This window comes from Undibacterium sp. MH2W (genome assembly GCF_049340215.1).
Lineage (GTDB): Bacteria > Pseudomonadota > Gammaproteobacteria > Burkholderiales > Burkholderiaceae_D > Undibacterium.
The window spans coordinates 726,526-751,264 of the sequence record NZ_JBMPPA010000001.1 but is presented as its reverse complement, the minus strand read 5'-3'; the positions used below and the strand labels follow the sequence as shown (position 1 = coordinate 751,264).

General features: G+C 48.1%; 28 protein-coding genes. 17 read left to right on the top strand and 11 right to left on the bottom strand.

Going from position 1 to position 24,739, the window contains the following annotated elements; translation table 11 throughout:
• Positions 1-37: 37 nt before the first annotated feature.
• The 4 genes from pbpG to ACO0K2_RS03160 form a co-directional block, all read right to left on the bottom strand.
• Positions 38-1,105, bottom strand: coding sequence for a D-alanyl-D-alanine endopeptidase (gene pbpG / locus ACO0K2_RS03175; RefSeq protein WP_423015651.1), 1,068 nt, complete (start codon positions 1,103-1,105; stop codon positions 38-40).
• A gap of 110 nt (positions 1,106-1,215) precedes the next feature.
• Entirely contained in the window at positions 1,216-1,911 is a 696-nt protein-coding gene (locus ACO0K2_RS03170) for a nitroreductase (protein WP_423015649.1), read from the bottom strand.
• Between the two features lie 5 nt (positions 1,912-1,916).
• Entirely contained in the window at positions 1,917-2,348 is a 432-nt protein-coding gene (locus tag ACO0K2_RS03165) for an acyl-CoA thioesterase (protein WP_423015647.1), read from the bottom strand.
• Positions 2,349-2,382: 34 nt separating this feature from the next.
• Complete coding sequence (locus tag ACO0K2_RS03160) at positions 2,383-2,556, bottom strand: hypothetical protein (RefSeq protein ID WP_423015645.1); 174 nt, start codon at positions 2,554-2,556, stop codon at positions 2,383-2,385.
• A gap of 157 nt (positions 2,557-2,713) precedes the next feature.
• Here ACO0K2_RS03160 and ACO0K2_RS03155 point away from each other — a divergent pair, with 157 nt between their 5' ends.
• Positions 2,714-3,280 carry a phasin family protein gene (locus ACO0K2_RS03155; protein ID WP_423015643.1) on the top strand — a complete coding sequence of 189 codons (567 nt, stop codon included), beginning with the start codon at positions 2,714-2,716 and terminating at the stop codon, positions 3,278-3,280.
• A gap of 117 nt (positions 3,281-3,397) precedes the next feature.
• Here ACO0K2_RS03155 and ACO0K2_RS03150 read toward each other — a convergent pair whose 3' ends face one another.
• The gene (locus ACO0K2_RS03150) at positions 3,398-4,108 is read right to left on the bottom strand and encodes a hypothetical protein (protein WP_423015641.1); all 711 of its coding nucleotides are present in this window, start codon (positions 4,106-4,108) and stop codon (positions 3,398-3,400) included.
• 429 nt (positions 4,109-4,537) lie between these two features.
• Positions 4,538-4,951: a nucleotide pyrophosphohydrolase gene (locus ACO0K2_RS03145; protein ID WP_423015639.1), complete on the bottom strand. Its 414-nt coding sequence runs from the start codon at positions 4,949-4,951 to the stop codon at positions 4,538-4,540.
• 230 nt (positions 4,952-5,181) lie between these two features.
• Between ACO0K2_RS03145 and phaP the strand changes: the two genes are divergently transcribed.
• Positions 5,182-6,261 (top strand): TIGR01841 family phasin, encoded by a 1,080-nt coding sequence (phaP, locus tag ACO0K2_RS03140; protein WP_423015637.1) that lies wholly within the window; start codon positions 5,182-5,184, stop codon positions 6,259-6,261.
• Positions 6,262-6,584: 323 nt separating this feature from the next.
• On the opposite strand, the gene ACO0K2_RS03135 is transcribed toward phaP, so the two are convergent.
• Positions 6,585-6,923, bottom strand: coding sequence for a hypothetical protein (locus ACO0K2_RS03135; RefSeq protein WP_423015635.1), 339 nt, complete (start codon positions 6,921-6,923; stop codon positions 6,585-6,587).
• Between the two features lie 123 nt (positions 6,924-7,046).
• Between ACO0K2_RS03135 and ACO0K2_RS03130 the strand changes: the two genes are divergently transcribed.
• The gene (locus ACO0K2_RS03130; RefSeq protein WP_423015633.1) at positions 7,047-7,763 is read left to right on the top strand and encodes a DUF6969 family protein; all 717 of its coding nucleotides are present in this window, start codon (positions 7,047-7,049) and stop codon (positions 7,761-7,763) included.
• An 86-nt stretch (positions 7,764-7,849) separates the two neighbouring features.
• Positions 7,850-8,329 (top strand): YHS domain-containing (seleno)protein, encoded by a 480-nt coding sequence (locus ACO0K2_RS03125; protein WP_423015631.1) that lies wholly within the window; start codon positions 7,850-7,852, stop codon positions 8,327-8,329.
• Between the two features lie 142 nt (positions 8,330-8,471).
• Here the strand turns inward: ACO0K2_RS03125 and ACO0K2_RS03120 are convergent, their stop codons facing one another.
• Entirely contained in the window at positions 8,472-9,326 is an 855-nt protein-coding gene (locus tag ACO0K2_RS03120) for a PA4780 family RIO1-like protein kinase (protein WP_423015629.1), read from the bottom strand.
• A gap of 23 nt (positions 9,327-9,349) precedes the next feature.
• A complete protein-coding gene (locus tag ACO0K2_RS03115; RefSeq protein ID WP_423015627.1) occupies positions 9,350-9,601 on the bottom strand; it encodes a hypothetical protein in 252 nt (83 codons plus the stop codon).
• Between the two features lie 350 nt (positions 9,602-9,951).
• On the opposite strand from ACO0K2_RS03115, the gene ACO0K2_RS03110 reads away from it, so the two are divergent.
• From ACO0K2_RS03110 to ACO0K2_RS03075, 8 genes are all read left to right on the top strand, one after another.
• A complete protein-coding gene (locus ACO0K2_RS03110) occupies positions 9,952-10,833 on the top strand; it encodes a hypothetical protein (RefSeq protein WP_423015625.1) in 882 nt (293 codons plus the stop codon).
• A 40-nt stretch (positions 10,834-10,873) separates the two neighbouring features.
• Positions 10,874-11,833, top strand: a complete 960-nt coding sequence (locus tag ACO0K2_RS03105; RefSeq protein WP_423015623.1) for a transferase spermidine synthase — start codon at positions 10,874-10,876, stop codon at positions 11,831-11,833.
• Between the two features lie 77 nt (positions 11,834-11,910).
• Positions 11,911-12,678, top strand: coding sequence for a DUF1223 domain-containing protein (locus ACO0K2_RS03100; protein WP_423015621.1), 768 nt, complete (start codon positions 11,911-11,913; stop codon positions 12,676-12,678).
• 103 nt (positions 12,679-12,781) lie between these two features.
• Positions 12,782-13,153: a hypothetical protein gene (locus ACO0K2_RS03095; protein ID WP_423015619.1), complete on the top strand. Its 372-nt coding sequence runs from the start codon at positions 12,782-12,784 to the stop codon at positions 13,151-13,153.
• A gap of 197 nt (positions 13,154-13,350) precedes the next feature.
• Positions 13,351-13,719: a hypothetical protein gene (locus ACO0K2_RS03090; RefSeq protein ID WP_423015617.1), complete on the top strand. Its 369-nt coding sequence runs from the start codon at positions 13,351-13,353 to the stop codon at positions 13,717-13,719.
• Between the two features lie 69 nt (positions 13,720-13,788).
• Entirely contained in the window at positions 13,789-14,487 is a 699-nt protein-coding gene (locus tag ACO0K2_RS03085; RefSeq protein ID WP_423015615.1) for a LiaF transmembrane domain-containing protein, read from the top strand.
• A gap of 59 nt (positions 14,488-14,546) precedes the next feature.
• Entirely contained in the window at positions 14,547-15,566 is a 1,020-nt protein-coding gene (locus ACO0K2_RS03080; RefSeq protein WP_423015613.1) for a sensor histidine kinase, read from the top strand.
• A complete protein-coding gene (locus ACO0K2_RS03075) occupies positions 15,559-16,362 on the top strand; it encodes a LytR/AlgR family response regulator transcription factor (protein ID WP_423015611.1) in 804 nt (267 codons plus the stop codon). Before ACO0K2_RS03080 ends, ACO0K2_RS03075 begins: the two co-directional genes overlap by 8 nt.
• A 144-nt stretch (positions 16,363-16,506) precedes the next feature.
• Here ACO0K2_RS03075 and pyrF read toward each other — a convergent pair whose 3' ends face one another.
• Positions 16,507-17,325: an orotidine-5'-phosphate decarboxylase gene (gene pyrF / locus ACO0K2_RS03070; protein WP_423015609.1), complete on the bottom strand. Its 819-nt coding sequence runs from the start codon at positions 17,323-17,325 to the stop codon at positions 16,507-16,509.
• A 169-nt stretch (positions 17,326-17,494) separates the two neighbouring features.
• Here pyrF and ACO0K2_RS03065 point away from each other — a divergent pair, with 169 nt between their 5' ends.
• The 3 genes from ACO0K2_RS03065 (at position 17,495) to ACO0K2_RS03055 (ending at position 19,714) form a co-directional block, all read left to right on the top strand.
• Positions 17,495-17,965 (top strand): MarR family winged helix-turn-helix transcriptional regulator, encoded by a 471-nt coding sequence (locus ACO0K2_RS03065; protein WP_423015607.1) that lies wholly within the window; start codon positions 17,495-17,497, stop codon positions 17,963-17,965.
• A 173-nt stretch (positions 17,966-18,138) separates the two neighbouring features.
• Positions 18,139-18,558 (top strand): organic hydroperoxide resistance protein, encoded by a 420-nt coding sequence (locus ACO0K2_RS03060; protein WP_423015605.1) that lies wholly within the window; start codon positions 18,139-18,141, stop codon positions 18,556-18,558.
• 187 nt (positions 18,559-18,745) lie between these two features.
• A complete protein-coding gene (locus ACO0K2_RS03055) occupies positions 18,746-19,714 on the top strand; it encodes an ornithine cyclodeaminase family protein (protein ID WP_423015603.1) in 969 nt (322 codons plus the stop codon).
• A 127-nt stretch (positions 19,715-19,841) separates the two neighbouring features.
• On the opposite strand, the gene ACO0K2_RS03050 is transcribed toward ACO0K2_RS03055, so the two are convergent.
• A complete protein-coding gene (locus tag ACO0K2_RS03050) occupies positions 19,842-21,308 on the bottom strand; it encodes a DEAD/DEAH box helicase (protein WP_423015601.1) in 1,467 nt (488 codons plus the stop codon).
• A 433-nt stretch (positions 21,309-21,741) separates the two neighbouring features.
• Here ACO0K2_RS03050 and ACO0K2_RS03045 point away from each other — a divergent pair, with 433 nt between their 5' ends.
• Both ACO0K2_RS03045 and ACO0K2_RS03040 read left to right on the top strand, forming a co-directional pair.
• On the top strand, positions 21,742-23,961 hold the full coding sequence (locus ACO0K2_RS03045) for a TonB-dependent receptor (RefSeq protein WP_423015599.1): 2,220 nt from the start codon (positions 21,742-21,744) through the stop codon (positions 23,959-23,961).
• 37 nt (positions 23,962-23,998) lie between these two features.
• The gene (locus ACO0K2_RS03040; RefSeq protein WP_423015597.1) at positions 23,999-24,685 is read left to right on the top strand and encodes a Fe2+-dependent dioxygenase; all 687 of its coding nucleotides are present in this window, start codon (positions 23,999-24,001) and stop codon (positions 24,683-24,685) included.
• The last annotated feature ends 54 nt before the right edge of the window (positions 24,686-24,739 follow it).

Sequence of the window (24,739 nt, the reverse complement as noted above, 5' to 3'; positions counted from 1 at the left end):
ATCGAGATCCGGTTTTTATTTGGAAACCTACGCACAATTACAATTGCGGTTTCGTTGTTTCAAGCCATTTCTTGATCCGACCAGCGTCTGCAAGACGCGAGTATTTTCCTTTTGAATCCAGAAATACCATCACAACGGCGCGGCCTTCGATCATCGCTTGCATGACGAGACATCGCCCTGCTTCGTTAATGAAACCCGTCTTTTGCAAACCAATTTCCCATGATGGATTAGAAACCAGCTTGTTGGAAGAGCCATATTCTAAAGGCGCACCACCAGGATTGACGACATAGTGTGAATCCGTCGAATACTGGCGAATGATCGGATACTGGTACGCCGCATTGACCAACTTCACAAGGTCTTTTGCACTGGCACGATTTTGGCTCGATAGCCCATTCGAATCAACGTAGTGCGTGTCCATCATGCCCAACTGCTGCGCTTTCGCATTCATCGCTGCAACAAAAGCAGGACGTCCGCCCGGATAATTGCGGCCCAATGCCGACGCTGCACGGTTTTCTGAACTCATCAACGCGATATGCAACATGTCTGCGCGGGAGAGCTTAGAACCGATTTTCAAACGCGAGCCGGTTCCCTTTTCTTTATCGATATCGTCATTCGTGACTTCGATTTCCTCATTCATGTCCTGATTTGCCTCAACAACAACCAGACTCGTCATGAGCTTGGTGATCGACGCAATGGGCAAGGACACGTCAGGATTTTTCTCAAACAACACTTTGGAGCTCGTCTGATCGACAACGTAGGCAACATTTGACTGCAACGACAATGGATCTTTGAAGCGATTTAAACCCTCGGCATCGCCCACGCTCGGCTTATCAACGACCGCCGCCGCTACGACGCTTTGTGTTACTAAACGACGTTTACCATGGACCATGACATACCGTTTTACTGGTTTGGCGGCAGCGACATGCGCCGGAGCGGCGACCTTTTTGGTGACAGTATGCTTTTTACTAACAGTGTGCTTTGTGGGTGTGACGTGCTTCGTTTGGGGCGGGGTGTCAGTATCAGTTGCAGACGACACCAACGGAAAAGACATCAGCGGCAAGCAAACCGCGATGGACAACAAACATGCTTGACGGGCAAATTTCACTATCTAGAACTCCTCGAATAAAATGTGCCAAATATTTAAATGGAGTGTAGCAAATCTCAAGAAAATCGCAAGAGAATTAAAGACTTAGCACAAAGTATTCAAGGAGTGACTTACTTCAGAAAGGTCACAAACTGTTGGATTGGTTGTCGTTCAGTAATCAAGGTATTTTCGATTTTACTGTGATCGGCATAACCAAGTGCCATGCCGCAAACCAGCATTTCGTTAGCAGGCAGAGCTAACTGATCGGCAATAATTTTATGGTATTGCGTAAATGCCGCCTGCGGGCAGGTATCAAGTCCACGTGCCTTTGCCGCAATCATGATGTTTTGCAAAAACATGCCATAGTCGAGCCAAGAGCCCTGTTCCATGACGCGATCGATCGTAAAAATTAAACCAACAGGTGCATCGAAGAAGGAGTAATTACGGCCATGCTGGGCGTGCATTCCTTGCTTATTCTCGCGCCCAAGCCCCAATAATGCATAAAGGTCCCAACCCACTTTACGGCGACGTTCCAGGTAAGGACTCACCCAGGACACAGGGTAGTAGTTGTATTCTTCGGTATGCGGTGAATCAGCAGACGGATGTTGATGGGCCTCTAAAATCGCTGAAGACAAGGCCTTGAGCCGATTACCCATGAGCACATAGACCTTCCACGGCTGCGTATTACTCCCAGAAGGTGCGCGCTGTGCAACATCAAGTATTTTTTCCACGTCTTCTTCTGTAACAGGATCAGGCAGAAAAGCGCGGATCGAACGGCGACCGGTAATTACATCATCGACACATTGCTGTACTTGGGAATGAATCATCGTTATCACTCATGAATGGTTGTTAAGAGATTGCGCATGGGATCGGGAATCGTCGCTGGACGGCGATCTTCACGATCCACATACACATGGACAAAATGACCTTGGGCTGAAGCGCGTTGCTCATCGCCTTTAAAAATACCGAGTTCGTAACGCACACTTGAATTGCCAAGCTTACTGACCGCCAAGCCGGCAACGATGGGCTCGGGAAAAGCGACGGAAGCAAAGTAATTGCACTGTGTTTCAATGACAAGACCAATGACCGGACTTTTTTCACTGTCCAAGACGCCATGGCCAATCAGAAATTCATTCACAACCGTATCAAACCAGCTGTAGTAGACGACGTTGTTGACGTGACCGTATGCATCGTTATCCATCCAGCGCGTCGTTATGGGAAGAAAATGCTTAAACTGCGCACGGGTTTTCGCTTGTATTTTCATAAGACCATCAAAAAGTTGTTCATGAAGAAACGTGTTACGCGCCTGCTACACAATGGCTGTGAGGAAAAAGCTCTCCAAAGTTTAACATAGCGCCCCTCTTAATTCTTCTCAGTATCACAACGGCATCGCCTGCAAAGCCGCCAACGACCTGACCTTCCACAGAAATAATTGCTAAATTATTTTCATCAAAATGATAATTATTTGCCAATCTGCAACGCACAAAAATTGATTGATTTACGGTTATAAATCAATGTAATATCAATTATTGCGTCGCACAAACGCAATATCGTAAGTGCAATTGCCATGCTTAAATTTGTAGCAAAACTAAACTCCCCCCGTTTGCTTACTTTTATCAGGAGATCCCAATGTTTTCTGTTCCAGAACAGTTCTCAGTAGCAACAAAAGCAAATATCGATGCACAGCTCGCCTTATTTTCTACACTGAGCGGCAAAGCGTTTGAGAGCGTCGAAAAACTCGTTGAACTCAATGTCAATGCAGTAAAAAGCACTCTGGAAGAGTCTGCTGCAACAACAAAGCAACTCTTGGCAGCAAAAGACCCACAAGAGTTTTTCAATCTGAGCACATCCCATGTGCAGCCAACAGCTGAAAAATTACTGGCTTACAGCCGTCACCTCACCAGTATCGCTTCAAGCGCACAATCGGAATTGACAACTGCTGCGGAGTCTCAAATCATCGAAAGCAATCGCAAAGTATTGGCGTTGTTTGACGAAGTCTCCAAAAATGCACCAGCGGGCTCTGAGCAATGGATCTCCTTTTTCAAAACGGCGATCAATAACGCGCACTCTGGCTATGAGCAGTTGAGCCAAAATACAAAGCAAGCTGTTGAAGTCTTGGAAGCAAATCTCAACAACACAGTGACACAGATTTCCCAAGCAGCAAAACCAGCAACGCGCGCAGCAGCAAAGAAATAAAATCTTGATGCGTTGAGCGCTGCACTGATGAATAAAAACGCCTGACCATGACTTTGCATGGCAGGCGTTTTTTGTTGTTTGGTGTTGGTTGTTCTTTATTGCTGCGGAATTGACTGCTCAATCCAAGGTAACGTAATTTGAAAATACGTTGGTGATCGTCATTTCTTCTTTTTTGGCTGAACGCGGAAGGATGAAATGCGACCGACGTTGTTGTATGAGGGGACGTCCCTCGTCATCATCCACAAAATTCGTTTCTATGCTCCCCCGTTCGATCATCGGTTTTGTTATCCCCGCCTGCGCGAGGTAAGCCGACTCCAATGAACCATCCAAAGTGAACGGTACGAGAATATCGATCGATTGCCGGTAGATTTTCCCCGAATCCTCATCAACCCATAACTTCAACCGGTAGCGCGAGTGGTGCACCTCAAACAACACGACTTGTTTGTTATTGATCCCCGGAACGTCAGAGTGACTGAGGTTTGTTCTGGAGGTGTAGCCCCCAGCACCTTGAAAATCAAACAGTACATCCATATCGATCGGCATGGATGGTAATTCCTCTAGACCAGACAATGCTGCCGCATCAATTGGACGATAGACTGCGTGGTCGTTTGCCCATTGTTCAAACTTTTTTTCGATCAGAATTTGTTTTACTTCTCGATCATCGCGCGTAATCAACAATGTTTCTCTGTTGTTTTTCGGAATCCAACTTTTGTTTTTGTTATTTTGTGCAATCACTTTTTCCCACAGAGGATCAATTCTCTCTGCACTCGAATTCCAATATGAAAAGCAACCAAAAACAAAAATAACCATAAATCCTAGATGTCTCATAGCAGCCTCAAGAAATTAACACCATCACCAGATGAAAATACCTTGTTCTCACCTCAAAAAGAATTGTCCTTTGGGGCAGTCTGTGTGTTTTTCATCGACTTTTTATCGATATTCAGCATTTCTTGTAATCAAAGGCATTCACATCTGAGCGCTGAGACGTTACCGCCTAGCGCTATCAGAGGGAAGGTCAACGATTCACGATCAATGCGCCGAGAAACTCGGGCAATACATCGCTGAAGAGCGACTTTTATAAAAAGAAAATGAATATAGTCGGCAATGCGACAAGAAGGATTTCTCTAAAACAAATTTTTCATTGTTTAACAAGCGATGCGCTTTGTTAAATGGAAGGTGAATAAAGTGCTAACGAGGGCGGTCATTGAGTTCGATCGACAACCACGATCATTGTGTTGCCGAACCTTGATTAGAGCGTTACGGAAATAGAGACGATGACTCTGCGCCATCCTGCGGATGCGCTGGATAAGCATTGTATTTTCGGGCATCACCGATCACTTTACTGACGGGATATTTCAAGGCATTCAGATGTATTTTTTCATTTGTTGCCGCGATTAAGTCGATATCGAGCTTATCAGCCAGCATGACTAAGTAGGTCAACACATCGGCCATCTCATAGCGCACTGCCGCCCATTGCTCTGGTCCGAGTTCATCGACGGCTCCCTGCTCAAGCCACTGAAATGGCTCCAGCAACTCTGCCGCCTCCACACTTAATGCACTGGCTAAATTTTTAGGCGTATGAAATTTCTCCCATTGACGCTCAGCGGCGAATTGACGCAAGCGATCTCGGATCACCAATAAATCTGACGATGGTTGCTGATCTTTACTCATTCCTCATCCTTCAAAAAATAAGACTGCCCTATCATGCATGAACTTGGGGCCAGCACACGAGTCTATTAATCTTAAAACAAGACATTTATGCTGCACTGCAAAATATTTCAGTAGCGATGTGTGTCATCCAGCGTTAAAATGGAATAGCAGGTTTTAGCAAGCTTTATGTGTCTCGATTTTCCCACCATTGACCATCCAATTATAGTTCCTCACACCATAAGGAGAGATGTATGTCTTTGCTTCACCCACAGATTTCTGCTGCAACGCAAGAACATATCGAGAAACAACTCGCGACGTTTCAGGCATTCTCTCAGGCGGCGTTCAGCGGACTGGAAAAATTGGTTGCCTTGCACCTGACAACAACCAAAGAAGCATTTGAACGACTATCTAGCAATACCGAACAGGCTTTCGCACTGAAGGCACCGCATGAATTAATCACCCATGCACAAGAACAAAGCACCCCGCAGATGGAACGCTTGTTAGCTTATGGTCGCGATCTCGCCGCCATTTCTGCAAGCTTTCGTGACGACATCCTTGGGCTAGTCAATAAGGCACAAGAACATGTCGCAGTCACAGCAGCAATCACAGCCCCAGCGATAGTATCAGTGACCGCGCCAGCGATAACAAAAACAATGACCACAACAACACCATCCACCTCAACAGCTGACGTATCAAAAGCTTCCAAAACACCCAAAGCAGCATCGTCTACGACAAAAAAAGTAGCAACGAAAGCGGCTACAAAGACGCCTACAAAGGCAGCGACAAAGGCGACCTCAGAGACGCCAGTTCACACCCAGTTAACGCTGTTGAGCGACAGTAGTGAAAAACCAGTCAAGGCGAGCGAAACGGAAAGTTCGAAGCCAGCAACGAACGGAACAACCAAAGCAGCAACCAAAGCAGCAACTAAGGCAGTTACTAAGCCAACAACGAAGCCAGCATCCAAGTCTGCCGCTGGCGGTGCAAAGGTAGCGACCGCCAAAAAGCCTGATACTGCGGCGAATTCACCGGTCTTAGCGAAAACCCCAGCGAAGAAAGCGGCACCTGCTAAGGGCATAGCTTCTGTCAGTACAACGACTCCAACCCCAGTGACAACGACAAACGTTGCATCCGATAGTCGACAAGACGAAGCACCAACAACCCCAGCAACCGCATCTGCTGCACCTGTAAAAAAATCTGCCGTCAAATTTCCTGCGGCCTTGATGCAAAATGCGCAGGGAGACAAACCGGGATTTCCGCAAGCAGGCAATCGACCAGCATTTAAAGCGAAATCGAGCCCCGCAACTGGCGCTAAGAAGCGCGTTCGTCAATAAAAAGGCATCTGAAGGCATTGACCAAATGAATGCCGCATCGAATGTCGGTCCAAGCATGACGTATGATCGTCATGCTTTTTTTTGATCAACGAACTCCTTACGTCGAGAATTCATCACCATCAAACATCAACTTCTCTCATACCATATCAAACAGACCGCCAATTTAAAAATTCTCATAAATAAAAATAAAAGAATTTAATTTCTTAATGATAGAAATTAAAGAATTTTATTTTCTTTTACGAAAAGTCATCTATGTTTGTAAGTTTTTCATATGTTTTCCGACCAACTGCCTGTAGCATCAAAAATCGCATCATCTATTTAGCCTAGCTACGGGCTCGTTTATTCAAACCGGAGAATCCCATGAAATCGACATCCCTGACCAATGCATTGAAAAAAGTCGTTAGTGCTTCTGTTGTTGCCGCTTCTGCAATCGCTGCTGCACCTGTTGCTGCTGTTGCTGCTTGCGCACCGAAATCTGCTTGTGCTGGTAAAAAAGCATGCTGCGCTGCGAAAGCTGGCTGCTGTGCTGCGAAAAAAGGTTGCTGCGCTGCTGCTAAAGCAAAGAAACATGCAAAAAAAGCGGGCTGCTGCGCCGCTAAAAAAGGCTGCTGTGCTGCGAAAAAGGGTTGCTGTGCTGCGAAAAAAGGCTGCTGTGCTGCCAAGAAATAATTTTTCTTGATTGGATGCGGCGGTCGACAACGTTGACTGCCGCTACCGCATGATCATTGATGGATCACTTGCCGCACACCTCTCTCCTGCCGTTACCCACAACGTACGTCACTACGATGAAACTCCCTAAGGTACTCAAACACCACGCCACTTGGTCAGACTATCAACAAGACGAGCTCGACGCAGCTTGGAAAGCGGCGACGCAGTTAGTTCTCAGCCTTCAATCGCTCGGTGAAAAAAATCAACAAGTGGTACAGAGCTTGATTGGCGACGATGTTTTCGTCGAATGGGAACACTATCCGAACAATGATGTTAGGGACGATAAAAATGCATCACAATATTTTTATCATGCCCATCCTGGCTTACAGCGCCCTTTTGTTGAGCACGGACATTTTCATTTGTTTGTCCACGCCGAAAAAATTGGCTTGCGACGTCCAACGGACAAGTATTCCCCAGCACCCGCGCATCTGGTGGCTGTATCGATGGATGCTCAAGGCATCCCAAGTGGTTTCTTCATTGTAAATCGATGGGTCACTAAGGGTCCTTGGTTAAATCAAGCGCAATGTGAACGTGGATTACGTCATTTTAAAATTGCAGCCAACAAAAAGACCAAAGAGATTAATCAGTTTTTGGCAGCACTCATTCACCTCTATCAACGCCCTATTTCGGCATTACTCAAACAACGTGATGTCATCATGAATCAACTCTCTGCGGATCGCGATCGACGCAGTGTGTTTGCCGATCCATCGATTGAAGTACTTTGCTACGTGCCTATCCAACTCATGGATGATATCGCTGCGCTAGAGGTAGCGATGCAGCAAAAAAATAAGTGATGTCGCAGTGTAAGTTTTTCAGATTCATTGCGACTATAGATTAACCACCTGTTGTTATCGAATGATTCGCTTAAAGGAACCTTACCATGTCAATGACACGCCGTTCACTCTTGATTCAATTCGCCGCTGCTGCAGTACTGACATTTGCTGGTAGTAGCGCTTTTGCAGACCCAGTTGCACCGATCTTCTCCACCAAGGCGGGGGCGATTCGCGGCTATGATCCCGTCGCTTACATCACGCAAAATAAGCCAGTCAAAGGTAAAGCGAATTTATCCTACGAATGGCAAGGCGCAACATGGCACTTCAGCACCAAGGCTAATCTCGAAGCATTTAAAGCCGACCCAGAAAAATACGCACCACAATACGGCGGATACTGCGCCTATGGCGTCGCACAAGGCTATACACCAGAGACCGATCCCAATGCTTACAAAGTCGTCGATGGCAAACTCTATCTAAATCTCAGTAAAGTCGTCCTAAAGCGTTGGGAAGAGGACATTCCTGGCTACATCAAAACGGCAGATCAAAATTGGCCTGAGCTCAAAGCCGGCACTTACGTCGAGAAATAACAACGTAGTATGTTGGACTCCTGAGCGGACTCTTCAGCAATTTGCTACGAGGTCTCCACTGAATTCACAGTGGAGACCTCGTTAGTATGCATAGGTTTTCAGGTAGACGAGATCTGTATTAGCGCATCAAACCGCTACGGGATTATGCGCCAGACATCTCCGCCAAGCGGCGCAAACGCTCTTTCTCTTCGAGGATCGCTGACTCAATTTCTTGCATCACTTCTTCCACATTCACTGGGCGGGTATCCTCAGCGACATGTCCAGAGAGCACACTCTCTGGCGTCAATTCTCCTGCTACATAGAGATTCCATATTTCTTTCCCATATTGCAGGCCGTTGAGCTCGGGGGCGAATTGACCAAAATAGGCAGCAAGATTATCGACATCCCGTGCCAGCATGGTAGAAGCTTCAGTATTGCTGGCCGCATCGATGGCTTGCGGTAAATCAATGATCACCGGACCATCCGCATCGACCAGAATATTAAATTCAGATAAATCGCCATGGATCACCCCCGCGCAAAGCATGAGGACGACCTGATGCAGTAATTGGCCGTGATACTGGCGCGCTAACTCTGGGGAAAGTTCAATATCATTGAGACGCGGTGCGGCATTACCTTCGGCGTCCGTGACCAAATCCATTAACAAGACACCTTCAAAACAGCTATAAGGTTGAGGCACTTTGACTCCTGCTGCAGCCAATTTGTAGAGCGCATCCACCTCTGCATGTTGCCACGCCTCTTCCTGCATTTTGCGGCCATAGCGTGTTCCTTTTTCCATCGCACGCGCTTGCCGACTATTTTTGACTTTTCTGCCTTCCTGATAAGAGGCTGCCTGCTTAAAGCTGCGCTGGCTTGCTTCTTTGTAGACTTTAGCGCAGCGAATCTCTTCACCACAACGGACGACATAGACCGTTGCTTCTTTACCGCTCATTAACTGACGCAGAACCTCATCGACTAATCCCTCTTCGACCAGCGGCTGGATTCTTTTTGGTGTTTTCATCTGAACTCTTTGACTTATCCTGCTTATTTACGCGGCTTACCAGAACGTTGTGGCGGCGTGTGGGGGCGAGACTTGTTACGCTGATCAAAGATGGTCTGCGCATCTTGCTCAGCACGTTCTTGCGTACGCATTTCTGGTAAATCATCGTGGAGTGTAAAGAAATCGTTCGCCTGTGCTCGCATGACATGCTTGATCGCATCTTCGTCAGTCAGGTCAAATTTTTCGGTCATCAGCGTGGTGACCTCATCGAGATATTGCTCATATGTCATTGTCATTGGGGTTCCTTCTGTGCGGGCGCCCACGCGCCCTGTGAGATTACGTTGCGATGCGATCCGACGATACGACGGCATGACTGCGCAACGGCGTCCGTCGTCCGATGTTCTACAACTTTGGTGAGATACACAAGTTCAGAGGATTGCTGTAACGAAGCAAACGAGCAGTCTGCAACAACAATCGGCTGGTTCGCCATTGTACACGTGCGGCGAGAGGTATCCTGTATTTCCCCCTCGCACAAGGATATTTTATGCTGTAAATTTTTGTCAGATGATCGCGGGTTGATCGCCTATTTTTTGATGAATTATCAGCTACAATTCCGCCTTCTAAGACATATTGCAGGAACGACGTTATGAGCATCACGATTCACGAGGCATTACGTGCCTATATCGATCCACTGACAGAGCATGAATACGAAGCACTGGAGCGCAGTATTCTTTCCGAAGGATGCCGCGACGCGCTCGTGTGCTGGGGAGACGTGCTCATTGATGGTCATAACCGCTATGCGATCTGCCAAAAACATCAAATCCCTTTCAAGGTCGTACAAAACGACCATTTCAGCACCATTGAGGACGTACAACTCTGGATGATCGATAATCATCTGGCACGACGCAGCGTTTCGGATTTCCAGCGCGGCATGTTGGCACTCAGAAAAAAAGAAATTATCACTGCTCGATTAAAGCAACACGAAAGACAACACGATGAATCGAGCGCGGCTGCTCATGCTGAGAGTGAGATCGCCGTCCCTGTCATCAAACCAACGCAAAGCCGCCAAGAAATCGCACGTGTTGCGGGTATTAGCAGCAATGCTGTCGTCCAAATCGAAAAAATCCAACGTACAGCCTCCCCTGCATTAGTGCAGGCAGTGCGCGATGGCACGATTTCGATCAGCGCAGCAGCGGCGGTTGCCTCTTTACCTGATGAAGAGCAGATTGCGGCAGTGGCTGGTGGGCGTAAAGAGTTGCAACAAGCGGCAAGGCAAGTCCGTGAAAAAATTCGCGAACAAAAAGCACCATTCAAAAAACAAAAAGTCACATCGCCCGATGACGAAGCACCAATGGGCGACGCCTTGCCGCCTCCAGATGGACACGTTGATGCGTCTGCTGCCAGCAGTTCCGCAGATACGCAACTTTTGCAGCAAAAAATTGCGTCGCTTCAACAAGAAAACGCCGCGTTGTTAGAAAAAATAGCCGCCTTAGAAGCAGCACTTGATCGAGCAACATCAGCAGCGTAAGCGCCAATCCATCGAACTCGCCTAACAGAAACCATACAAGATGGCCCAAGCTCGTCACAGTTTATCGCGCCTGTTTTTAACAAAGCAAACGCCAGAAGAGGCGCAGCATCAGTCGCTCCTCAAAGCGCTCGCGACAGCAGCAGGCGGTAAACCCTTTATTCTCGACGACGCCCCCTTGCGTCTCATGTATCTGACACCGGATTGTATGCAGAGTGCGATGCATGTTGAGAAACCATCGCAGTTACTCTGTGCTTATTCGAGAGCGATGATGGGTTTTTTACTGTTTAATCCATCGCCAAAACATATTGTCTTGATCGGTTTAGGTGGTGGTTCGCTTGTGAAATACTGCTACGAACATTTTCCGCAATGCCGTATCACTGCCATTGAAATTAATGCTGATGTCATTGCCTTGAGGGATGCGTTTGGTCTCCCTGCCGACGATGAGCGACTCGACATCATTCATGCTGACGCAGTCGAATGGCTCCCTCGCCAGGATTATCACGCTGATGTCATTTTTCTTGATGCCTATGACATCCAAGGTCTCGTCCCTGCCTTAAATTCTGCACCATTTTATGCTACCTGTTACCAGCAATTAAACGAACGTGGCGTGCTGATTGCCAATGTTTGGGGGAAGCCCAGTATCATCGCACCTATGCTGACACGATTACACCGACAATTTCAGCACCAAGTGTGCTGGGCAAAATCAGCCGATAGTTACAATTTGATCGTACTTGCCACAAAAGTCTCCATGCGTCAGGATACCGGTGCGGTTGGCACCTGGAGAACACCGGATACGGCACTCATCGAACAGCATCCGCAATTGGTACTACAACGCTTTGCCGATACATTGCATGTTATCGATCCTGATCCAACCATGCTCACGCAAGATCATGCGTTACACGATACGTTACTGGCACAATTACGGACACTCTTGGTGATCGATCCACGCGTTCCACAGGATTACGCGGGCTTCAGATCACTCGTTCTCACTGATGTTTAAGCGACAGGTATGCATCAATCAAGTGTAAGGAATCGGCGTCTCGATTGACCCATAGGTATCGTTACCATGGAGCTCTTATGAAACTTTTAACGCTATTTCTTGCTTTGCTGGTTGCCGTTCATGTCAGTGTTGCAGGTGAAATCTGTACTAAAACCAGTCCCACACACACCATCGCACTGTTAGAGCTCTACACCTCTGAGGGTTGTGACAGTTGCCCACCTGCAGATCGCTTGGTTCAACATCTCCAATCACTCACAGGTCTATCGACTGATCAAGTGATTCCCATCGCGTTACACGTGAATTATTGGGATTACATTGGCTGGAAAGATCCTTACGCGCAAAGCTGGCACACGGAGCGTCAGCAAACCTTAGCGCACCAGTCGCGCGCACGCGGTGTCTATACACCGGAATTTTTTCTGAGCGGAAAAGAGTTACCCAACTGGCGCGATGATGTTGTCGCACGGGTGAGACGCATCAATCAACAGCCCGCCTCTGCGTCCATCCAACTCAGCAGTGCCCCTATGGTCGATAACCTTGTTCAGGTTCAAAGCAGCACTGACACACAACAAGCGGGCGAACTCCATCTGGCGTTGATCGAGAGTGGTCTCATTAGCCAAGTTAAGGCGGGCGAAAACCGTGGTAGCACGCTATCGCATGACGCCGTCGTCCGGACATGGGCTGCCCCCATCAAATTGACACCCGGCGTCAAACGTATAGATCGTGTACAGCTCGCTGTTCCAGCGCAAGCTAATCGGAAAAATCTCGCGGTCGTGGCATTTATTGATAATCAACAGGGGGATATTTTGCAGTCGCTGGAATTACCCGTGTGCAAAACACAAAATTAGTCCCTTTTGCGTATTCAATATTGTCAATATAAAGGAACTCTGGCAAGCTTTACGGATGCATCTAAGCGACACGCAATCGCATGCACTACCCAAGGAACTTGCTATGTATGATGAAAACGACTTTACTGCCGTCTCTAAATTTTTAAAACTAGGAATTAAAATCACCATCAAGAATCCGATGGGCCAAAAACCCGCTTTCACTTCAAGTTTTCCAACGCCCAAAGGGGCAATGGTCAATTTAAATGAAACGAATATGTATGATGTTGAGCGCAAACTCCGTGCACTTCTTGGAAACGATACGCCGGTCAAAACAAAAGTCACACCTTTCGTCTATTTAGGAACAAACTTCCGCGGCATCATCTACTGCACCAAAGGCTCAAACGAATTCATCCTACAAGAAACGCACAATGTGTTAGGTATGGAGTCAAAACGCATTGTTCGGCAGGCTGAGTTTTTTAATCAACTACTGAGCTAATCAACGAAGGTCACCTTGAACGATACCGCCTCCTGCACCGGAGGCGATATCCGTTTTCTAGCCCCACATCTACCACCGATCAGCAGCACACATCGTCAATGACCGACAATGATGGTCATTAACCGACCAAAACGTGACATCGATGGCAAGATCCCTTATCTTGCTAAAACACAAAGTCACCGTTCAAGGGAGGTCACATGGGTGAGCACATAGCAGCAGCGTCGGCCAGGAATGCCAAGAATTTGATTTTTGGTTTATCACTGGTGGCGGTGGGTTTTCTTTTCTTACTGAATGGCTGGGACTCTTTCACCGATTTACTTTATCTGAAATGGTGGTTTTACGTCGCTGGCTACATTGCACTGACAGGTATCATCGATATTCTCATTGGTCGCACACCGAAACTCATCGCCAAAGGATGCTTTCACCTGATCATCGCATTTTGGATTTTTGCCTCCATGGAGCATCTATGGGGGTGGACCTTTCGAACTAGTTGGCCCCTCATCCTCATCGCTGTCGGAGTGAAAGGTATCGTTTCAGGCTTACTTTCATCTCCCAAGCAGCCTTAATCACGATTCACTTTTCCTTGTCAGATGACATCATCGGGCTATCCCGGTCTATTACGTGGAGTACAGCACATGAAACAGCAAAAACAACATAATCGCGTCGTCTTTGGCACCATCATTTTAATTTTTGGTGTGTTGTCATTGATCGACAACCTCAATATCTTTAATGCGCGGGTCATCCTCGACTTCTGGCCGACCGTTTTTATTTTAATTGGTGCCCTTAAAATGTCGCGCAGTAACACGGTATCCGGACAATTGGTCGGTGGTGGCTTCATTGCGATCGGTACACTCATGACGCTGCAACACTTAGGCATCGTGTATTTCAGTAGTCGCCAGTGGTGGCCTATCATCATGATTTTCGGTGGCTTATCGATTATCTTTAAAGACAGAATCAAGTCTGAAATCACGCCCGACAACACCTTCACTAGCGACGGGCAGGACCTTCATACGGTGTGCAATTTATCGGCGGTCATGAGTGCATCGAAAGTACAAAATGCCTCGCACAACTTCAAAGGAGGCGAATTGACTGCCGTCATGGGAGGCATTGAACTGGACCTACGAAATGCATCGATCGAAGGCAGCGCAACCATCAATGTCTTTGCAGTCTGGGGCGGTATAGAATTAAAAATTCCAACCGACTGGCAGGTGGTCTCGCAAGGCATTCCTATCCTAGGTGGATTTGAGGACAGAACGATTCCCCCTATACAGCGAGCCAAAATACTTTATATTCAGGGTTACGCCATCATGGGTAGTGTTGAAATTAAAAACTAACAAATCATTGTGCTATGCACCCCATCCTTTCAAACTTTCGCAGGTTTTTATGGCACATCGTGCTATGGCTTGTCATGGGGTTGGGGGTCATCAAATTAATTGTCGCTACGGGGATCGCTAACTGGTCGAATGCCAGTGTCTTTACCCTCCCAGTAAGCCTCATATTTGGATTCTTGACGACGTCTGCGTACTATATTGCCAAGTCCTTCCATATCAAGAAATACGCGTTTTTTACGATCAGCCTCGTCTTTATTCTGAGTGCTGTGATCTCAGCGTTACTGTGTCTTGGTTTTGCTTACGGATGGGTGTTTTTATTCAGCAGTCTGTTCAATCAGCCAATACTGGTCATCTCTTATCAATTCGGACTTTCCATCGTCACAACCAGTGCCTTGCTCTATCTGCTTGCATTGTTGACCTATGACATGGTCATCGCTTTTGATCAAGTAAAAGCGGCTGAGCAACGAGAATCCACTGCCCGTCTTTTGGCGCGCGACGCGGAGATGCAAGTGTTACGCTCGCAAATTGATCCGCATTTCCTCTTTAACAGCCTTCACTCCATCAGCGCACTCACCACCATTGATCCGGTCGCAGCACGGGACATGACCATTGCATTGGCTGACTTTTTCCGTAAAACACTCACGCTATCTGAAAAAGAAAAAGTAACGCTAGAACAAGAGCTGAGCTTGTGTCACGATTTTTTGGCCGTCGAGAAAATTCGTTTTGGCAATAAGCTGACAACGGCGATCCGCATTGATGAGCTGCTCAAGTCTGCGCTGATTCCACCGATGATTCTGCAGCCGCTCTTAGAAAATGCGATCAAGCATGGCATCCGTACCGTGCGTGTTGGTGGCTGCATCACCATCGATGTTATCCGACATGAAGAGTGGCTTCATATTCAGATGAGCAATCCCTTTTCAGTAGAGAGCCCACCATCAGCTGGCTCTGGCATGGGATTGCACAATCTGCGCGCTCGTTTTCAAGCGATGTATGACGATCAGGCACGCGTCATGTGGAAAACCACAACGGACACCTTTTCAATTGAACTGACCGTACCTTTGGAGTTTGCACACCATGAGTAGACCGCTACACGTTGTGATTGCTGACGATGAAGAGTTAGCTCGACGACTGATCATCGAATATTTGCGCCCACACCCCGACATCACGATCGTCGCAGAATGCGAAACCGGCACCGAAGCGGTCGACGCTATACAGCGACAACAACCGGATTTGATCTTTCTTGATATCCAGATGCCCGAGCTCACGGGACTCGAAGTCTTGGAGATCTCAGGTCGCCATACAGGAGTGATCTTTACAACGGCCTATGATCAATTTGCTTTACGCGCTTTTGATTTACACGCTGTTGACTATTTATTGAAACCTTTTTCTCAGGTACGCTTTGATCTTGCCCTCGACAAAGCAAAAAGATTACTTGCAACGGATAAGCAAACAAAGACGTCACCAACGCAAGTCCCCCAAGATAACATCGGCGTCACGCCCAATGTCATCCAACATCTCGTTGCTGACAATAGCATCAAAAATCAGCGGCTCATGGTCCGCGAACGGGGACAGACTCACTCTATTCCGATGGGTGACATCCGCTTCATCAAAGCCGAAGATGACTACATTTGGATTCATACGGCATCACAGCGTTGGATGAAAACGCAGACCTTGTCCGAGGTAGAGGCGCTCTTACAGTCAGCGCCATTTGTGCGCATTCATCGCTCCTATCTCTTGCACTTGACCGCAATGAGCCATATTGAGCGCCCGAACAAAGACAGTATCGTTGCTGTTCTAAAAAGCGGAGAAACGTTGCCAGTGAGCCGTGCAGGTTATGAGCGACTGAAGCCTCATTTATCAGGCGGGACGACCCAATGACCGCCGATGCGTCGCCCCTACAGGAACGACAGCATCTCAGGTCCAGAGTGACATGATGGCGTGATCAGTGATGTGCATCGATGAAGGCAAGCCTTTAGTTGCTTTTTTGGATTGCCTTTTTTGGGTTGCGTTTTTAGGTATAAGTTACCGGTACTGATTGATCGCATCACGCGTTTCTTGCGCAACGCGGCGAGCAGCGTCTGTGTACGTTTCCGCATTGATTGGTTTCGCGTACAAAATAGCGCGGGATGAATTGATCATCATCCCTGTGCCGTTGGTTGTTTTACCCGCTTGGACAGTGGCAGCAATATCGCCACCTTGCGCGCCAATGCCGGGGACGAGAAGCGGCATGTCCCCGATGATCTCACGCACCTGTGCCAGTTCATTGGGGAAAGTCGCCCCCACAACCAAAGCGCATTGGCCATTGACGTTCCATTTTTCAGCGACCAGACGGGCAACGTGTTGATACAACGGTTTGCCACCGACATCTAAAAATTGCAAATCAGAACCGCCTGGATTGGATGTACGGCACAAGACAATCGCGCCTTTTTCTTTCCATTCCATGTACGGTGCCACAGAGTCAAAACCCATATACGGGTTCACTGTTACCGCATCAGCTTGGTAGCGCTCAAAGGCTTCACGTGCATATTGTTCTGCCGTTGCTCCAATATCACCCCGTTTCGCATCGAGTACCAATGGAATGGTCGGATAACGCGTCTTAATATAACGACAAATTTCTTCTAATTGATCCTCTGCTCGCAGAGCAGCAAAGTACGCGATTTGCGGCTTGAAAGAGCACGCCAGATCCGCAGTTGCATCAATCATGGCTTTACAAAATGACAGGATCGCATCCGGTTTTCCAGCAAGTTCTGCCGGGAAACGGCTCACATCAGGATCTAATCCCACGCATAAAAGTGATTGGTGGTCGGTCCATGCTGTATTGAGTTTATTAATAAAAGTCACGATTACCTCTGCTTTTTGAATTTTTTTACGTTTTTTCGGAATGCCGACATTATACCTTGCAGCAATCACCGGAAATGCGCCAACCGAGAGCCAGAATTTTGATTATCATGATGGAATAGCGTCGCATGACGTTATTTGCCCTCACCTGAACCGATTAGCAGAGATCAAAATGACAAAAAAAACAACAAAAGAAACCAACATGTTGGCACTCGACAATCAGTTTTGTTTTGCGTTGTACTCCGCTTCGCTGGCATTAACAAAAACCTACAAGCCTTTGCTGGAGGCATTGAATCTGACTTATCCGCAGTACTTGGTGATGCTCGTTTTGTGGGAGCAGGACGATGTCCTTGTCAAAGAGATTGGTCAGGCGCTCTTTCTCGATTCAGGAACACTGACGCCACTTTTAAAACGCTTAGAATCGGCAGGATTGCTCATTCGTCAACGCGACGCGCAAGATGAACGCCAAGTGCGTATTTTGCTGACGCCCGAAGGTAAGCAGTTACGCAAAGCAGCAATGGCGATTCCACCCCAAATCGTGTGCGCGAGCGGCCAAACACTAGAGACATTAATCTCATTACGGCAGCAACTGAACGACTTACGCGAAGAGTTGCATGGCGAATCGACAGACCAAATAGCCTAACGAATAGCCTAGTAAATAACGTAATAGATAGCAAAAACCAGGGCAAACTATCTTACCCATAGAAAAAAACAATCAAAAAAATACACTCAAATAGATTGCGCACAATTTAATTGCGTACTATTATTAATCATCGACGCAGCAAGTCGTTTTTTAATTACCTACCGGAGAATCTCATGCAAGTACTTTACACAGCAAACGCAACAGCAACTGGTGGTCGTGATGGCCGCGCAACCTCCAATGACAACCAATTGTCCGTAAAATTGACGACACCAAAAGAATTAGGTGGCGCAGGCGGCGAAGGCACAAATCCAGAACAGCTGTTTGCTGCTGGCTACTCTGCTTGCTTTATCGGCGCAATGAAATTCGTTGGCGCGAATGAAAAAATCGCCGTTCCAGCAGATGTCTCCGTCAATGGTCTGGTCGGTATCGGTCCAAACGGTAAAGGCGGCTTTGGTATTACTGTTGCACTCAATGTTTCTTTGCCAGGTCTGGATCGTGCTGTTGCACAGGATCTGATCAACAAAGCACATGAAGTTTGCCCTTATTCCAATGCAACACGTGGCAATGTTGACGTAACAATTACTCTGCTGTAATTCGTTTTTATGCTCAGTGGCGTCGACTCCCCCACCCGCCACTGACATACGCAATACCCCATGGCGGCCGCTGGTCGCCTTGGTGACCTTAACAACACGCCATAACACCACCCGATAACAACACACGATAACAACACGCACCATCCAGCGTGTATGATGGCGAGACCTACTTTCGCCTCGTCGCCCCATGATCCCTTTCATCAGCAAAGAGGAAATGCAATCCTCTCTGGACTACCCCCACCTGATTGATGCGTTGGAAAAAGCGTTCACTGAAGACGTTACTGCGCCGGTTCGCCATGTTCATTCTCTGTCATCGCAGACAGATACTAGTCTCTTGCTAATGCCTGCATGGCAAACAGAACGAAATACAGGAGTGAAGTTGGTGACCGTGGCACCGCACAACCAGCATCACCCTACGGTTCATGCTATCTATATGTTGTTAGACACGCGTCATGGTGTCCCACTGGCACTCATGGATGGCGAAGAACTCACTATTCGACGGACAGCCGCAGCTTCCGCCCTCGCCTCTGGTTTTCTATCAAGAGAAGAAAGTGCACATCTGGTGATCGTCGGTAATGGCAAACTCGCGCCCCATCTCGCGGTGGCGCATTGTCATCGCAGACCGATCAAAAAAATCACGCTATGGGGACGGAACACCGAAAAATCAGAACGCTGCCGGGAACACATCTTGTCGCATCCGGAACTTCCTGCGAACGTACAGGTCGAGATCACCAACGATCTCGCTACGCAGTGCCAGGTGGCCGACATCATTAGCTGCGCGACCACCAGTCAGCAAGCCATTGTCCAGTCATCGTGGGTGAAGCCTGGTACGCACATTGATCTGGTCGGAGGATTCACACCAGCGATGCGAGAGGTGGACGATGCCGTCATGTCGCGCGCTACCGTTTTTGTGGATACCTTTGCTGGGGCCGTTGCCGAGGCAGGCGATATCGTGCAATGTCTTCACAATGGTAGTCTTTCACGGGATGCGATTGTGGCTGAACTAGCGACGTTATGTCATGGACAGCATCGAGGACGGCAAACAGCCAGCGAAGTCACGGTCTTTAAATCAGTGGGCACAGCCTTAGAGGATTTATGTGCTGCGAATCTCGTTTGGGAAAGTTGGTCGAACAAAAACATCTCGCCCACACAGTGAGAGTGAGCGACGTGACGACGAGGCAAGTTGTAATCTGTTTTTACCAAAAAAAAGAGGCCGATAGTTTCGACCTCTTTTTGGATGACTGACTGCTGGTAGCTAGACCTGATGCCGTATGCCGAATGCCTTAGGCCTTCGGCGCACCACCAAGTAAGAAAGCGCGTTTCTGAGGCTTAGCATTTCCGGAGACGGGCGTCGTCGATGTCGTTGCAGCGGCAACTGGCGTCGCACTGGTGCTAGGCTCGTAGGGCTTTAAGAACCAAGGATCGACTTTTTCTCTTGGCGCTTGGAAACTGCGCCCCGATTTTTCAGGGCGATCATTGCCCGGACGTTCTGTTCGGTCACGTGCATGGCGTGGGCGCTCAGTTTGCTGCGTTGACACTGCCACAAAACCAGCTAAATGCAAACGAACGATTTTCTGCTTGATCAGTTTTTCGATATCCACCAACAGGCGTTCATCTTGATCGGTGTGCAATGAAATCGCATCCCCTTTCGCGCCAGCACGACCGGTACGGCCGATACGATGGACATAATCCTCGGCGTTATACGGCAAGTCATAGTTGATCACGCAAGGCATCTCAGAAATATCGAGGCCACGCGCTGCGACGTCTGTCGCCACCAATACTTCCACTTCACCACGCTTAAAGTCTTCTAGTGCGAGCATCCGCTCTGATTGCGACTTGTCGCCGTGAATCGCCGAGGCTTTCACGCCTTGCTTGACCAAATGAACTGCTAAACGCGACGCACCGATTTTCGTGTTCGAAAATACGATAACTTGTTTGAGGCCACGCTCACGGATAATGAACGACACCGCATCACGCTTTTCATCTTCAGCCACTTTGTACAAAATCTGCGTCACGTTATCGGACGTTGCATTACTGCGAGCGACTTCGATCGTTTGTGGGTCATTCAAAAAGCTCGCTGCTAATTTTTTGATCTCTGGCGAAAACGTCGCGGAGAACATCAGATTTTGACGTTGTTTCGGCAAGAGATTAATGATGCGTTGCAAGTCAGGTAAAAAACCCATATCAAGCATACGATCCGCCTCATCCATCACCAGAATTTGTGTCTGGGACAGGTTGATGGTTTTCTGCTGAATGTGGTCTAACAAGCGTCCAGGTGTGGCAATGACGATCTCAACGCCAGAACGCAAGCTTGCTGTTTGGGGCGCCATGTCGACGCCACCGAATACGACAGTCGAACGCAAAGGCGTGAAACGCGAATACGCTTTGACGTTCTCTGCTACCTGATCTGCCAACTCCCGCGTTGGCGTCAGAATCAATGCGCGTACTGGATGGCGCGCCGGTGAGGCGCTTGTGTTTGCATGCGCCAACAAGCGCTGAATAATCGGCAACGAAAAACCTGCTGTTTTACCTGTTCCCGTCTGAGCAGCACCCATCACGTCTTTGCCTTGCAAGACAACCGGGATTGCTTCCGCTTGGATCGGCGTCGGGTGGACATACCCTTGCTCAGATAAGGCACGCAAAATTTCAGGCGCCAAACCAAAGTCCTCAAAGCGAGGCGCGGCGACAGGGGATTCAATTACAGTGGTGCTGGCAGGACCTTGTACAAGGTCGGACTTGGTATCAGTCATGTATTCTATGGTGGGTCTCCCACGTATCGCACTGTGCGCCAGCAAGGAATCTGGCATGACAACAGACTGCGACAATCAAGGAAGAATAAGCGTAGGCTAAGAAAGCACAGATTATATTACAAATCAAGGGCTTAGCGCAAACGACCTACATAATTCCCCAATCATAGCGGATGAAATGTGTTTTTTAGACAAAACAAAGCACCGACTTTTACCGCGCCAAAAACCCGCCAACCGCGCCACGCGTGGCTCTCCAAGTGTTTCAACGCAGAAAAATGAGATGCACTCCTGACGATCCATTCGAGCAAGTCACATTTTATCTAAATCTATTTGATAATCATTCTCATTTGCATTACAATTAAACTTATTAGCGACCACAGCCCAATGCTAGTTGGCTAGCCAGCGTACTTGTCTATTCCTATTCCAGAAAGAAACCATGGATCGTCGAACACCGATTGCAGCAGCACTTATCACCTTATTTGCACAGCCAGTAAGCTCCTTTGCACACAATGCCGAGGCAAGCGCCGCCCCCGAAGCGAGCGTCAATGAAGTGACTATTCAAGGCGAAAAAAATGATTTTGCGCCAGGTCCACTGGGACTCAGTAAATTGCAAGCAGAATTGCGCGACATTCCGCAATCAATCACCGTTGTGAATAAAGCCTTGATGCAATCACAAGGCGCCAACTCTTTGGCGGATGCCTTACGTAATGTGTCCGGTATCACACTGGGTGGTGCGGAAGGTGGGCAGATCGGTAATAACGTTAACCTCAATGGATTTTCCGCACGGACCGACGTGTATCTGGATGGCTTCCGTGATCGCGGTCAGTATTACCGTGATACGTTTGCGCTCGATTCTGTGGAAGTGTTAATGGGCCCCTCCTCCATGTTATTTGGTCGCGGCTCAACAGGTGGCGCGATCAATCAGGTAACGAAAAAGCCAACACTGAGTGATTCAACTGAAGTCACCGCTTCGGTCACAACCAACGGCTTAGTGCGCTCGACGATTGACTATAACAAGGCAACTTCTGACACCTCTGCTGTGCGCGTCATGGCGATGGGTCAAGACGGTAAAGCAACGACCCGTGATCAGTCGTCATTGCAAGATTTCGGCCTCGCACCCTCTGTTCGATTCGGTATTGGTACACCCACCGAGATTACCCTGTCCGCGTTATTGCAGCATAACCATGATCAACCCGACTACGGTGTGGGTCCGTTGAATGGTCATCCAGCACCAGTGGATCGTGATACTGCCTATGGCTACAACGACGACCATACTAATTCGGATATCGCTGCACTCAACAGCACTATTATTCATAAAATCGATACAACGTCGACGATTCGTAATCAGACCCAATTCAACTATGTCCGCACGAATGCCGTTGAAACGGCACCCAATACGATTGGCACCATCGGGGCAAAGGGCTTTGTTGCGCTGCCTGTCGCTGCGACCAGCAATTTACCGCTCTCAAGTCTGTATGAGCGCTTGCAAAGTCATGACCGAAACATCCGTGATTATTCGCTCTTTAACCAAACTGAGTACACGACAACCATCGAGAGCGGCGGTTTCAAACACCAAGTGCTCGCAGGCGTTGAGCTGGGTCACGATGGCTATGACAACCAAAACTACTATCGCAACGGTACCTGCAATGGCGTCGCATTAACGGCATCGACCGCAACAAGCGGCTATGTTTCTTGCGTACCGCTGCTCAATCCGGGTAGCAGCAATTCACCATCGAATGTCGTCAGTAAAGCGGGTAACCGTCAGGGTGGATCGGCCAATACCGTGGCGACGTATATCAACGATACGATGGACGTTAATCAGTACGTTAAATTAGTGGGTGGCTTACGTTATGATCGCTACACCGCCAGCATCACGAACTCGATCAATTCCAGCAATACGGCAGGTAGTACTGCATTACCAAGTGCAAACCAATCAATTGGATTTACGAGCGTTCGTCTGGGCACGATCTGGCAACCAGATGCGGCACAATCCTACTATGTCTCGTATGGCACGTCGTTTAACCCTTCTTTGGAACAGCTGACTGGGACAGTGGGTCAACAAAACCTTGATCCAGAAAAAAATCGTTCTTATGAACTGGGTGGCAAGTGGGATTTAATGAATAAAAATCTATTACTGACCTCGGCGATTTTCCAGATTCAAAAAGAAAACGCACGTAGCCAAATTAGCACCGGCGTGTATGCCTTAGAAGGTACCGTGCGCGTCAATGGCTTTAGAGCCGGCATCACCGGTAATCTCAGTAAAGAATGGCAAGTGGCGATGAACTATAGCTACCTCGATGCCAAAGTCGTTGACGCCTCCAGTATTGATGGCACACTGGGCAAAATACCAGCGAATACACCGCGCAACACACTCACCGCATGGACGACCTATGAAGTGGCTCCACATTGGGAAATTGGTGGCGGTCCGGTCTACATGTCCAAGCGCTACGCGAATGCAACGAATACCGTCAGTGTTGGTGGTTACACACGCTGGGATTCAACAGTCGCGTACAAACAGAAAAAATACGATGTACGTTTAAATGTCTTCAATCTGACCAATAAAATGTACTACGATAATCTGATCCAGTCCGATGGTGGCCGCTCTGTACCTGGTTCCGGACGCACAGCGATGCTGTCAGTTGATTATCGCTTTTAATCTGTTGTTCATTTAAGAAGAAAAGAAGAGTCTGATTATGTTGATTCACGTTCCACAAGTGTTGCACGGGGATAGTCTAAAAGCGGTACGTACCATGCTTGAGCAAGCAGGTGACGCGTGGATAGATGGTCGCGTTACAGCAGGTTACCAAGGCGCACCGGTGAAATTGAATCAACAAATTGACGAGCGCTCTGAGGTGGCACGTCACTGCCAACATGTGATTTTGTCGGCCTTGGAGCGCAATCCTTTGTTTATTAGTGCCGCCCTCCCCAATGTCGTGTATCCGCCGATGTTTAACCGCTATGGCGAAGGCATGGGATTTGGTTTGCATGTCGATGGTAGCGTGCGCTTACATCCTCATAACGGCACCAAGTTGCGCACTGATGTTTCTGCGACTTTGTTTTTAGCTGATCCAGAGGAATATGATGGCGGCGAATTACAAATCGCCGATACCTACGGGACGCACAGCGTCAAGCTTGCGGCGGGTGATATGGTGGTCTACCCTTCGACCAGTCTCCATCAAGTCACGACAGTCACACGAGGGACCCGTCTCGCTTGCTTCTTATGGGTGCAAAGTCTGGTCAAAGATGACGGACAACGAACATTGTTGTTTGATATGGATACAGCAATTCAAACCCTTAACCGCACCCAAGCAGACGAGACTGCCCGACGCAGTCTCGTCGGTTGCTATCATAATTTGTTACGGCAATGGAGTGAAACCTGAGCGATGAGGTGCCGGTGAAGTCAATCAGCACAGCGTCGAGATCGACATCACATC